Consider the following 12,123-nt stretch of genomic DNA (forward strand, 5'->3'; position numbering starts at 1 on the left):
ACTGCAATAATTTGGGAATCAAATCATTGGACTTGCCTCTGGCAGGAATTGGAAACAGTATCAGAAATCTTTTTTCTTAGCACTTGCCACCAACTCTGTATCTATTAATTCTAAAGACAACACCCAGTCCTTCACGCGTTCTTTGTATTTCCTGAAATGCGGTGTTACAATATGTGACTGATAGGCCTTGGTATTGGCGTAAACTTCTAAAATTGTTATCGATGTAGTGTCTTTTTTATCGGATACGGCCGTGTATGACAAAACACCCGGTTCTGATGCAATGGCTGCACGCATCTGTTCGGCAAGAGCGGATTTGTATTTTCCCAATTGACTGGCAGCTACTTTAATCTTAGCAATCCTGTACATGCTGTTTGTTTTCTGCGCATGTAAACGGAAACAAATCAGTGCAGTTATTACAATAAGAAGGGTTGAAAGAAGGGCTTGTCTGGTCATACCATTATTTAAAAATAAAAATGGGGGTATACGGCACAAGTATAACCCTTTTACATTTATTTCTACTCGCCTATTGCCGTTGTTGGTCGCATGACCATAACCGGGTAAAACAGCGACATGTTCGTTTGTCTCTGCGAATCTCTGCACCCCTTGCGTCTCTGCGGTGAATATGTATTCTGTTTTTTACCGCAGAGGCGCGGAGTCGAAGGAGTTTCGCAGAGAGTATCCGGTTAATTCGCTAAATGAAAACTTGATTCTCGGAACACCTGCTGGACTTGATCCAACCGAGCGTTTTACTATTTCTCCATCACCCAAATCCAAAATTTCCCAACCCAAAAATCCCCAATAAAAAGAGCCTTCGCAAACTGCGAAGGCTCTTCCGCTCCCCCTGCTGGACTTGAACCAGCGACCCTCTGATTAACAGTCAGATGCTCTAACCAACTGAGCTAAGGAGGAGTTTATCCCCATTGTTTTCACTAAGGGGTGGCAAAAATAGGAAAAAATGCTTCCCGGCAAAATCTAAATGGCCGGAAATCAGAAAGAAAACCAGCTCTTTTTTTCTTCCCAGCCCACCCAAACCCCGTCTTCCCGGACTTGAGCCCGGTAGGTTTTCAGGAAATAGCCTTCGCCGCTGGTATTCCTGCCCGTTTTCATATCAAACCGGTACCGGTGCAGGGGGCAGGTTACCTGTCCCATGGGGTTGATGAAGCCATCGGCCATGATGCCGCCCGCATGCGGACATTTCCAGGCAAAAGCGAATAACTCACCGTTAAGCCGGGCAAGGGTGAGCTTTTTGTCACCCGCTTTTACAATACACATCTGGTTATCCTGCCATGGCAGGCCGGCCTCGCTTTCACTTATTTTGTACCATTTCCATTCCGGTTCGGGCATGGGAGTTTGTTTATGATGGGAAGGAGGTATGGTTATATGGCTGCATTGTTCAATGGCTATAAAGCAATGCAGCCATATAACCATTCAGCCATACAGCCATTTTCCTAAAAATGCACCGTTCTGTACGGATACCTGATGCGGTACAGGTCCCTGACCTTGTTCAGGATCAGTTCGCGCAGGGCATCGATGTTCTTTTTTTCGGCGGCGGAGATGAATACGCAGTTATTGTCTGTCGCCTCTTCCCATTTCTCCTTTAAATCGCGCCATATTTCCTGTTTTACCTCGCTTGCCAGCCATTTGTCGAAGTATTTTTCCTCGTAAAGATCCATCTTATTGAAAATGGTGAGAACGGGTTTCTCGAAGGCTTTCAGTTCCTGCAGGGTTTTGTTTACCACGCCTATCTGTTCTTCGTATTGCGGATGCGAAATATCCACCACATGCAGCAGTATATCCGCCTCGCGCACTTCGTCCAGCGTGCTTTTGAAACTTTCCACCAGGTGGTGCGGAAGTTTGCGGATAAACCCCACCGTATCGCTCAGCAGGAACGGTGTGTTCTCAAACACCAGTTTCCGGGTTGTGGTATCGAGCGTGGCAAACAGTTTGTTCTCTGCAAACACTTCGCTCTTGCTGAGCAGGGTCATCAGCGTGCTCTTACCCACATTGGTATAACCCACCAGCGCCACGCGTATCAGTTCGCCGCGTTCCTTACGCTGGGTAAATGCCTGTTTGTCTATTTCTGCAAGCCGTTTGCGCAAAAGCGAGATCTTGTCTTTCACGATACGGCGGTCGGTCTCGATCTCCGTTTCACCGGGTCCGCGTGTGCCGATACCGCCGCCCTGCCGTTCCAGGTGTTTCCACATACCTTTCAGTCGCGGAAGCAGGTACTGGTACTGTGCCAGCTCTACCTGCACCCTTGCCTGCGCCGTGCGCGCCCGGGCGGCGAAAATATCCAGGATCAGGTCGCTCCGGTCGATCGTTTTCACACCCAGTTCTTTTTCGATATTGGTGATCTGTGAACCCGTCAGTTCGTCGTCGAATATCACCAGGCCGATGTCTTTCCCCGAAACATATTGTTTGATCTCTTCCAGTTTTCCCTTGCCTACGAACGTGCGGCTGTCGGGATGCGGCAGTTTCTGCGTAAAACGTTTTACCGCCCTGGCCCCGGCCGTCTCGGCCAGAAATGCCAGCTCATCCAGGTATTCCGATACCTGCTCACTGGTCTGCTCCTGCTGAACCAATCCTACCAGCACGGTTTTCTCCTCCCCGCCCAGTGACTGCTTTTTCTCTATCAAAATGCTGATTTTTTGGCAAAGATAGGAGAAGCGGGGGTTGCGGGAGGCGTGAGGAGGGAAACGTGAGGCGAACGTTAGTGTTATCGTGAGACCTGAGTGGGCTGGGATTGGTGAGCGTTGGGCAGGGACCCCTGAGCTGTCAGATTAGATGGAGCCTTCCACACAAAAAAAGAGAGCCAAGCTCTCTTCAATAAATTTAATGCCCCACAAAAAACTCAGGTCAACTCAGGTCTGACGTCTCACGCCCCTTACAGTCCGCTGAACGTCAGTCCCAGTGAAAATTTGTGCATGCCGGGGCCGGTTCCTTCTTTGAGTACGTTGTTAAACTGGTAGCCGGCGTCAAGCGACACAAAACCGTAACCGATGCGTCCCGTAAGGGCCAGCATGGTGCCGTTGAAGAAACGTTTGTTGCTTTCTTTGGCGATATAGGTTGGACCGTAAATAGAAGTGCCCGATTTGTTTACCAGGTCTTTGCCCTTGGTATAGGTTTTCAGCAGCGTACCCACTTTTACGCCCAACGCCAGTTTCCAGGAGCGGTTGGTATTGGCGGGATTGCTGTAATAACGCAGTTCCACCGGTATCTCAGCATAGATATTGGTAACCTTGTATTTTTTGTAATGATCGGTGCTGTCCACATTTGTAAATGGCAGACGGCTGGAGGTAGACCTGATGTCAACCCTCGTATTCTTGAAGAACATATTGCTGCTGCCGATACCGATACCGAATGCCACGCTGAATTTGGGATTGGTCTTGAAAGGCCTGTCCAGCATAAAATACACGTTGAAATGCCTGCTGAAGCCGGTGGTACGAATGCTGTCGGGGCGACCGGTCCAGCTGTCGCCGCCAAACTGTATCATAAAATGGTCTGCCGCACGGTTGCCGAGATCGATCCTGACAGGAGATTTGCGGGCCGAATCATTCTGGGCCAGCGCCATCACAGAGAAAACCAGACCCAGGGCCGCAAGTAGTGTTTTTTTCATGCTAATTAGTTATCCATTGGTTGCCAATAGGGCGCAAATTAACTGAATTGCCCCCATACAAGGGTTAAAAATTAGCAAAAGCTTAGGAAGAGGGCGGAAGGGCGTGAAGGCGAACGTGCGTTGGGATGGGATTGGCGAAGGTCTGGCGGGGGTTCTCTGGCTGTTGGATTAAATCCTGCTTTTTTTACACTTCTGCAGCCCGGTTTGCACCCGTATACCCTTACGCCCGATCCCACAATATCCCTTTCTCCCGACCTCGCCTCCCGGTCCAACTCACGTCAACTCACGATAACTCACGCCAACTCAGGTTCGACTTAACGCCTCACCTCCACCTCCCCCGCCTCACCTTCCTCCGTTCTGCGTATCTTTGCCGCCAACCAATAAAAAACCTGCTTTGCAATTTTCCGAATTTGGCCTTGATGAGCGTATACTGGAAGGGATAGATGCCATGGGCTACGAAACCGCCACCCCTGTTCAGGAACAGGTGATGATACCCATTTTAGAAGGAAAAGACATTATTGCCTCCGCGCAGACCGGCACCGGTAAAACGGCGGCCTTCCTGCTTCCGCTGCTGCACAAGCTGATCACCGAGTCGCATGATGAGCACCATATCAATGCCATGATCATTGTGCCCACCCGCGAACTGGCTGTGCAGATAGCCGAAAACCTCGAGGCCTTATCCTATTTCACCTCCGTTAGTTCGATAGCGGTATATGGCGGCGGCGACGGCAGCTCCTTTGTTACGGAGAAGAAAGCACTGAGCAGCGGCGCCGATATCGTGATCTGCACGCCGGGTCGTATGATCGCGCATATGAATATGGGTTATGTAAAAACCCAGGAGCTCAAATACCTTGTTCTCGACGAAGCCGACCGCATGCTCGATATGGGTTTCCACGACGACCTGATGCGCATCATTTCCAAATTGCCGGCCAAACGGCAGAACCTGCTTTTTTCGGCTACCATGCCGGCAAAAATGCGGGAGCTGGCAAGAAAGATCCTGCATAACCCTGCCGAGATCAATATCGCGGTGTCCAAGCCGCCGGAGCAGATCGTACAGGAGGCATTTATCGTGTACGAACCGCAGAAAATGCCCCTGATCAAAAACCTGCTTTCCAGCAGGGACTTCCAGAGCGTGATCATCTTCTGCTCCAGCAAACAGAGTGTAAAACAACTGGCGCAGTCGCTGAAGCGCGCCAATTTCTCGATAGAGGAGATCCATTCCGATCTTGACCAGCAAAAAAGGGAACAGGTACTGCTCGATTTCAGGAACAAAAGACTGAAGATACTGGTGGCCACGGATGTGTTAAGCCGCGGTATCGATATCGAAGACATAGACCTGGTGATCAATTTCGACGTTCCACATGATGGCGAAGACTATATTCATCGCATCGGCCGTACGGCCAGGGCTGCCAGCACCGGCACCGCCTACACCCTGGTAAGCGAGCCCGAGCAGTACAAATTTGCCAGGATAGAACAGCTGCTGGGCCATCCCGTAACAAAAGCCCCGGTGCCGCAGCAGTTTGGTGAAACACCCGCCTACAATCCCAAAGCAAGAAGAGATGGCGGCCGCCAGAAAAGACCGGGCCATCCCCAGCGCAAAGGACCGCCCCCCAGGCACCGGAGACAGCGGGAGAACTGAGGTAGATTGGGTTGAACTTTTGTAAGAGGGAATGGTATGGTTACAAGGCTGTTAACCCGCCGTGCAACCATGCAGCCATATAACCATTCAGCCATTCTCCCACCGATTACCCGGCCCAACCCCTTCCAAATTGCTTCTTATCCCTTACATTCATTCCCAAATAACTGCCTACATGAGAAAACAAATGCTTACCTGCTTTGCAATAGCTGTTGCGGCAGGTGTTTCTGCGCAAAGACCACAGGGCGGCGGTACGGCCGGCGGTGGCGGATTGGGCACTGCCCCGGGTACAGTTGCGGCCGCCCCCGCCCCGGCAAGCGCCGATCCCCGTATGGCGCAGTACAATATCCCCTTCAATCCCGACCAGACGGTTACCAGCGAACACGAAATAACCATCAAAGGCGCCAGGGTGCCTTACAAAACAGTGGCCGGTATGATGCCGGTATGGGACGATGACGGAAAAGTACAGGCCGGCGTATTCTTCACTTACTATGAAAGAACGGATGTAAAGGATAAAGCCACCAGACCGCTGGTGATCTCTTTTAACGGAGGCCCCGGCACACCGTCTGTGTGGATGGAGATTGGTTATACCGGTCCGCGTATCCTGAATGTGGACGATGAGGGCTATCCCGTACAGCCCTATGGGTTAAAAGACAACCCGCATTCGCTGCTCGATGTGGCCGATATCGTATATGTGGATCCGGTTAACACAGGCTTTTCCAGACCGGTAAGCAAAGACATTCCCCTTACGCGTTTCTTCGGTGTGCGCGCCGATGTGAAATACCTGGCCGAATGGATCAACACGTTTGTATCACGCATGAACCGCTGGTCTTCTCCCAAATACCTGATCGGCGAAAGTTATGGCACCGGCCGTGTATCGGCGCTGGCGCTGGAACTGCAGAACAGCCACTGGATGTTCTTTAACGGCGTGGTGCTGGTTTCTCCCACCACATTGGGTATTGAAAGAAGCGGTCCTGTGGAAGCCGCGCTCCGGCTGCCTTATTATGCAGCCACCGCCTGGTACCATAAAGCCCTGCCCGCCGACCTGCAGAAAAAAGACCTTACTTCCATGTTACCCGAAGTGGAGCAGTTTACCATCAACGAACTGCTTCCGGCTATCGCCCGGGGAGGATTCCTTGACGAGGCCAAGAAAAAAGAAATGACAGCCAGGATGGCGCGTTATTCGGGCCTGTCTGAAAAAGTGATCCAGCAGAACAATATGGATATTTCCACCAATCTTTTCTGGAAAGAACTGCTGCGCGACAAAGGTTATACCGTTGGCCGGCTTGATTCGCGTTACAAGGGGATCGATAAAAAAGACGGCGGCGAATCGCCGGATTATAATGCGGAACTGATCTCCTGGGAACACTCCTTCACACCCGCCATCAATATGTACCTGCGGGAAGAGCTGAAATACAAGACAGACCTGCGTTATTATATGTTTGGCCCGGTTAATCCCTGGGACCGTACCGGCGACCGCAGCGGCGACAACCTGCGCCAGGCGATGGCCGAGAATCCATACCTGCATGTATTGATACAATCCGGGTACTACGATGGCGCCTGCGATTATTTCAATGCGAAATACAGCATGTGGCAGCTGGATCCGGGCGGCAAACTGAAAGACAGGATGAGCTGGGAGGGTTACCGCAGCGGACATATGATGTACCTGCGCAAACCCGATCTGGAAGAAAGCAACCAGAACCTGCGCAGCTTCATCAGAAAAACAACCCCCAAACCCGGCGAACCGGCAAAATACTGAGGCCAGGAAATTTTATATGAGGCGGAACGGATGTTCCGCCTTTTTTAATGGCTAAATGGTTGTATTGTTGAATGGCTAACCGGCCCAAGACAATACAACCATTAAACCATTCATACCACCATGTACACAAGAGAAGAAGCATCCAGGATCAGGCAAGCGTTCTGGATTGGTTTTGGGCAGTACATGAAACCCGTGCCTTCGGCTTCGGGTGAGAAAGTGAACTGGTCCAATTACAAAACCGGTATCCCGCATCTTTATTTCCGGATGGCTGCGGAAAGAAAATTTGCTTCCATAGCCATTGAACTGACCAACCCATCGGCCGGTATACGTTTGCAGCAATACGATATGCTGCAGCAAATGAGCGTAATACTGCACCAGGCGCTGGAAGAGGAATGGACCTGGCTGCGCGAAACAACCGATGAAAACGGTAACACGCTGTGCCGTATTTATTCTGAGCTTACTGATGTGAGTGTATTCCGCGAATCGGACTGGCCATCGGTTATTTCATTTCTTAAGCGAAGGATGATGGCACTGGATGTTTTCTGGACTGAGGTGAAACCTGTATTTGAAACAGCCTGATATCCGTGGATGTCCGCGTCTCTGCGGTGAAATGGCATTTTAATAACCGCAGAGACGCAGCGTGACAGCGGCACGCAGCGTTACCATCACAACCTTATCTCCTCAAACAACAGCTTACACCCCGGATCCCACTCCAGTCTCACCGGCTTCTCCTCCATGCTGAAACGCTGCTCAACGGATTTTTCAACAACAGGTATTGTCTTTACCATCGAACGACCTTTACCATCGGTCAATTCCAGATCAAGGTTAATGTGGAAGGTGTAGGCAGTACGCTGCTCGATCCGGATGATAACTTCGTTCTGGGTCTCATCATATTTCCAGCTCAGATTCAATGCGGGGTTCTCGGGAACATACAGCCACTGGTGAAAAAATGCCGAGAGGTTTTTACCCGATACTTTTTCAAAAACGGCCTGCAGATCGGCGCTTGACGCGTTTTTATTACAGAACGCGGCATAATAGGCCTGCACGCATTTCCAGAACAGTTCATCGCCCAGGTCGGTGCGTAACATATGCAATACCCATCCGCCTTTCTGGTAAGAATTGGTGTTGAGCAGTTTCATGATATCCCTTCCCTTTGTGGTATCCACCACCGGCACCTGCTGTTTTCTGGTGAAGGCGATGATCTGTTTGCGGCTGGTCTTCAGCATCGCCCGCATGGTATCGGCGCCATACAGGTGTTCGAGGTATAACTGCGACATCTCCGTGGCAAAACCTTCGCTGAGCCAGATATGCGGCCAGTCTTTTTCCGTGGCAGCGTCTCCAAACCACTGGTGCGCTATTTCGTGGGCCAGTAAACCGGTTGCGCGGTTTTTACCGGTAACACTGCTCTCGGCATAAAAGATAGCGCCGGCATTTTCCATCCCGCCAAAAATGGTCTTTGACTGCACATTGGCCAGTTTGCTATAGGCGTAGGGACCGATTTTTCTGATGAAGTAAGAAAGAATATCCGCCGCAGGCGCATAATCGGTAAAACCTGCTTGCCGTTGCTGCGGAAATATCCAGCTGGTAACAGGGATATGGCCCACCCGTACCGCATCGCTCACGGCAAAATCCGCAGCGCCGATCACCATCACTTTGGTGGGAATGGGAACGGACTCTTTCCAGTGCGTTCGTTTAAGGCCGTTTGGAAGCGCTTTCTCTTCCTGCAGTGATCCATTGGCAACGATCTTATAATGCCCGGGTGCGGTAACGATAAATTCCACTGTGGCTTTATCAGACAAATGGTCTTTGCAGGGCAGCCAGTTCCTTGCGCGGTTGGGCCAGTTATCGCCAAAAATGGTGCGCTGCCCGGCTTTGTTCCTGCTGAAGATCAGCCCATCACCCGGAATACCGCTGTAGGTAATAGCTATTGTCTTGTTTTCCCCGGCGTTTGCCTGCAGACCGACCAGCAGCGAATCGTTCCGGTGTACAAAAGGCAAAGCCTGGCTGTCCTGCATAACGCTGTGTACCGTCATTCCTTTCCCGTTTTTACCGGCGCCGATCAGGTCCAGGTAAAGGGTGTCCATCTGGGTGTTCACATGAAAAACAACCCGGGTATTGCCTTTCAATACATCGTTGCTGTCTGAAACCGCCAGGTCAAAACGGTAATGAACGATATCGATGGATGGATTATACAAAGCCTGCTGTGCCGAAACCGTGTTGACGAGCACCAGCAGCATAAAAAGCAGTTTGCTGAACATAGACTGTATTTGCATAGAACTGAATGGATGAAAAAATAAAGATACAGCGGTGTTGATCGATGAACAAGTAATGAACCGGAATCATCCGGGTTGAAACAAGCCGCCGATTCGCAGAGTAAGCTGAGGCAAAGACAACGGGAAATACTTTGCTTTATTTTTCGATATTCGCAGTGTCGATTTCTTCGCCAAACCGTTATTATGCCGCCAATCACTAAAAAGCCGAAAGCGCTGCGATATGCCATTCTCCTGCTGGGCGTATCTTTTTTTTCCTTTATCAACCCGGGCAAGCCAACGCTTTCTCCCTACGCGCAAAAAGTGGCCGGTGTATTGCGCAATCATATATTGAAAGAAGCCGCCTGGGCATGGCAGCAGCAGCCGGTTACGGTTACGGCATCTTTTTCACCGAGAAGCGCGGGCGGTAAACACGATTTTTTCAGCGAGGGCGATTACTGGTGGCCCGATCCTGCCCATCCCGATGGCCCCTATATCCAGAAAGACGGCATGACCAACCCGGAGAATTTTGTTGCGCACCGGCTTGCCATGGTCCGTTTCAGCCGCATCGTGGGCGCGCTGGCGTCGGCCTATAAACTGACGGGCGATACAAAATATGTAAGCAAAGCATGGGCGCATTGCCGCGCCTGGTTTGTTGATACGGCAACCAGCATGAACCCCAGCCTGCTCTATGCACAGGCCATCAAGGGACGGTTTACCGGAAGAGGCATCGGCATCATCGATACCATACAACTGATGGAAGTGGTACAGGGTCTGCTGGCGATGGAAGCATCGGGTGTTATCGATCGGCCATCGATGGAGAAGATCCGGGATTGGTTCCGGCAATACATCGGCTGGCTTACCACGCATCCCTACGGGAAGGATGAAATGAACGCGGAAAACAACCATGGCAGCTGCTGGGTGATGCAGACAGGCGTGTTCGCCAAATTTGTGGGCGATGAACAGACCATGGACTACTGCCGCAGCCGGTTCCGCACGGTGCTGCTTCCCGCGCAAATGGAAAAAGACGGCAGTTTTCCGAGAGAACTGAAGCGAACCAAACCCTATGGCTATTCGATCTTCAACCTGGATGCCATGGCAACGATCTGCCAGTCATTGTCCACAAAAGACGATGACCTGTGGCGGTATACAACAGCCGATGGAAAATCGATGGAGAAAGGCATCCGTTACCTGCAGCCGTTTATCGCAGACAAATCGCGCTGGCCGCTGAAACCCGATGTTATGTACTGGAACGAATGGCCGGTGGCCCAGCCTGCGCTGGTGTTTGGCGCCGGCGTATATAAGGAGGAAGCCTGGTTCGATACCTGGAAAAAACTCGATCATAACCCGCAGGTGGATGAAGTGATCCGCAATCTGCCGGTGCGCAACCCGCTGATCTGGATACCCTGATTTTTGCAACGGGAACGATTGGCAACGATCCGGTCTGACATCCCCGCAACCGGCATCAGTTCCGTTTTATCCAGGTAAAAACATTTCCGGAACTGCTGACTTCAAAAAATTTGCCGTTGGTATAACGCACCGCAGCGTACTTCAGCGGAATGACGGGGGTATTGTATTTGTTCACCCAGCCCCATCTGCCTTTGCGGCGAACGGCATAGAGACCAAAGACCGGCGGTCTGATCTTCTCGTTTTTTTTGGCCAGCCGTTTCATGTGGAAATCGAGTTCTGTAAAATACACTGCGCCTCCGCCCTGGAGGATCTGTTTGTATTCGCGCAGCCATTCAGCGTGCCGGGTATCGGCGTTTTCGCGGTATTCGTATTCGAGCCAGTCGAGCAGGGTTTTGTGTTCAACCATGTCCATCGTGTTCAGGTCAACCCCCCACCTTACTGCATCCAGCAGCAGGGGTCCGAACCGTTCGTGCAGGGCGATGCGCAGCAGATCGCGAAAATAAACCGTCGGTTCGTTCTTATCCGAAATGCGCACAGCTGCCAGCTGCTGCCAGCCGATCTGCATGGCGCCCGCAATGGCCGAATCGCCCATAGACTGGTTCAGCCCGAGGGCTTTGTACAGCATATCCCTGTGCGGCCACCTGGCCTCCCCGGTTAGGGGCGGGTTTTTATGGCTGATGATACCATACAGCAGGTGCAGGGAAGCGGTATCGTTTTTTTCAGGCCCGGCAAAAGGGGCCGGCTGCTGCGAAAAAGCGGCAGCGCGGCAGAACAGCAGGCTGGCAAAAAGCAGGTATTTCATCAAAGAGTCAGCAGTTTGGCGCATCATACGTGTATATTTTTAAAGATAAGCGATGAGACGCTTGCATGATGCACCCCCCTGCGGTATTACACAAACCGGGAGGAATTGGAAAATTTTGGAATTGGGGAATTGGGGAATTTTGGAATTTCCAGCATCGTACGCGTATAAATTCCAGAATTTCCCAATTCCAAAATTTCCCAATTCCCCCCAATCCGCCTATTTTTGCCGCCTTGTTAAGCGGCAACGCTTAACCGGGCCTATAGCTCAGTTGGTTAGAGCACCTGACTCATAATCAGGGGGTCCCAGGATCATGCCCTGGTGGGCCCACCTTTTACCAGTAAGGCTTTCATCGATTTTGATGGAAGCCTTTTTTTGTGCTTGTGCAAACAATTTGCAAACATAACTGCTTGAGGGTGAAGATGGGGTTATATGTTTATGGATGGTAAACATCGGTTCATCTAAGTTAAGTTTTATAGATGAAAGGCACAAAGATTAAGGTTTGCGCTATAATCGGACTGCCGGAAGGGTTTGTAAAATGAACTGTGTCAAAGAATAACTTGATTATAGTTTAAAAGAGGCGGTGTCGGCTCCATCCACAGAGCAAGGCACCGCCTCTTTTTTACGGTGCGCTGTCAGAGATCTGTTTTCATT

General features: G+C 51.0%; 10 protein-coding genes and 2 tRNA genes. 5 read left to right on the top strand and 7 right to left on the bottom strand.

Annotated features, from left to right (window positions below; genetic code table 11):
- Positions 1-60: 60 nt before the first annotated feature.
- The 5 genes from GWC94_RS16580 to GWC94_RS16600 all read right to left on the bottom strand — a co-directional run bounded on the left by GWC94_RS16580 (position 61) and on the right by GWC94_RS16600 (position 3,616).
- A complete protein-coding gene (locus tag GWC94_RS16580; RefSeq protein WP_235918604.1) occupies positions 61-453 on the bottom strand; it encodes a putative quinol monooxygenase in 393 nt (130 codons plus the stop codon).
- Positions 454-835: 382 nt separating this feature from the next.
- A tRNA-Asn gene (locus GWC94_RS16585) sits at positions 836-909 on the bottom strand.
- Positions 910-987: 78 nt separating this feature from the next.
- The gene (locus tag GWC94_RS16590; RefSeq protein ID WP_161836531.1) at positions 988-1,344 is read right to left on the bottom strand and encodes a Rieske (2Fe-2S) protein; all 357 of its coding nucleotides are present in this window, start codon (positions 1,342-1,344) and stop codon (positions 988-990) included.
- A gap of 104 nt (positions 1,345-1,448) precedes the next feature.
- Positions 1,449-2,636, bottom strand: coding sequence for a GTPase HflX (gene hflX, locus GWC94_RS16595; protein ID WP_161836533.1), 1,188 nt, complete (start codon positions 2,634-2,636; stop codon positions 1,449-1,451).
- Positions 2,637-2,884: 248 nt separating this feature from the next.
- Entirely contained in the window at positions 2,885-3,616 is a 732-nt protein-coding gene (locus GWC94_RS16600) for an outer membrane beta-barrel protein (RefSeq protein WP_161836535.1), read from the bottom strand.
- 394 nt (positions 3,617-4,010) lie between these two features.
- Here GWC94_RS16600 and GWC94_RS16605 point away from each other — a divergent pair, with 394 nt between their 5' ends.
- From GWC94_RS16605 to GWC94_RS16615, 3 genes are all read left to right on the top strand, one after another.
- Positions 4,011-5,255, top strand: coding sequence for a DEAD/DEAH box helicase (locus GWC94_RS16605; protein ID WP_161836537.1), 1,245 nt, complete (start codon positions 4,011-4,013; stop codon positions 5,253-5,255).
- 172 nt (positions 5,256-5,427) lie between these two features.
- Positions 5,428-7,011, top strand: coding sequence for a S10 family peptidase (locus GWC94_RS16610; protein ID WP_161836539.1), 1,584 nt, complete (start codon positions 5,428-5,430; stop codon positions 7,009-7,011).
- A 120-nt stretch (positions 7,012-7,131) separates the two neighbouring features.
- Entirely contained in the window at positions 7,132-7,590 is a 459-nt protein-coding gene (locus GWC94_RS16615; RefSeq protein WP_161836541.1) for a DUF4268 domain-containing protein, read from the top strand.
- 86 nt (positions 7,591-7,676) lie between these two features.
- Here GWC94_RS16615 and GWC94_RS16620 read toward each other — a convergent pair whose 3' ends face one another.
- A complete protein-coding gene (locus tag GWC94_RS16620) occupies positions 7,677-9,284 on the bottom strand; it encodes a M1 family metallopeptidase (protein WP_161836543.1) in 1,608 nt (535 codons plus the stop codon).
- A gap of 183 nt (positions 9,285-9,467) precedes the next feature.
- Between GWC94_RS16620 and GWC94_RS16625 the strand changes: the two genes are divergently transcribed.
- On the top strand, positions 9,468-10,670 hold the full coding sequence (locus GWC94_RS16625) for an alginate lyase family protein (protein ID WP_161836545.1): 1,203 nt from the start codon (positions 9,468-9,470) through the stop codon (positions 10,668-10,670).
- A 55-nt stretch (positions 10,671-10,725) separates the two neighbouring features.
- Here GWC94_RS16625 and GWC94_RS16630 read toward each other — a convergent pair whose 3' ends face one another.
- Positions 10,726-11,472: a hypothetical protein gene (locus GWC94_RS16630; protein WP_161836547.1), complete on the bottom strand. Its 747-nt coding sequence runs from the start codon at positions 11,470-11,472 to the stop codon at positions 10,726-10,728.
- 253 nt (positions 11,473-11,725) lie between these two features.
- Between GWC94_RS16630 and GWC94_RS16635 the strand changes: the two genes are divergently transcribed.
- Positions 11,726-11,799: transfer RNA gene (locus GWC94_RS16635), tRNA-Ile, on the top strand.
- The last annotated feature ends 324 nt before the right edge of the window (positions 11,800-12,123 follow it).

This window comes from Sediminibacterium soli, assembly GCF_009939225.1.
Classification (GTDB): domain Bacteria; phylum Bacteroidota; class Bacteroidia; order Chitinophagales; family Chitinophagaceae; genus Sediminibacterium; species Sediminibacterium soli.

Excerpts from the sequence above, each read along its gene's own strand:
- GWC94_RS16600 (WP_161836535.1), bottom strand. The coding sequence starts at position 3,616 with ATGAAAAAAACACTACTTGCGGCCCTGGGTCTGGTTTTCTCTGTGATG.
- GWC94_RS16630 (WP_161836547.1), bottom strand. The coding sequence starts at position 11,472 with ATGAAATACCTGCTTTTTGCCAGCCTGCTGTTCTGCCGCGCTGCCGCT.
- GWC94_RS16615 (WP_161836541.1), top strand. The coding sequence starts at position 7,132 with ATGTACACAAGAGAAGAAGCATCCAGGATCAGGCAAGCGTTCTGGATT.
- GWC94_RS16625 (WP_161836545.1), top strand. The coding sequence starts at position 9,468 with ATGCCGCCAATCACTAAAAAGCCGAAAGCGCTGCGATATGCCATTCTC.
- GWC94_RS16620 (WP_161836543.1), bottom strand. The coding sequence starts at position 9,284 with ATGCAAATACAGTCTATGTTCAGCAAACTGCTTTTTATGCTGCTGGTG.
- GWC94_RS16580 (WP_235918604.1), bottom strand. The coding sequence starts at position 453 with ATGACCAGACAAGCCCTTCTTTCAACCCTTCTTATTGTAATAACTGCA.
- GWC94_RS16610 (WP_161836539.1), top strand. The coding sequence starts at position 5,428 with ATGAGAAAACAAATGCTTACCTGCTTTGCAATAGCTGTTGCGGCAGGT.
- GWC94_RS16590 (WP_161836531.1), bottom strand. The coding sequence starts at position 1,344 with ATGCCCGAACCGGAATGGAAATGGTACAAAATAAGTGAAAGCGAGGCC.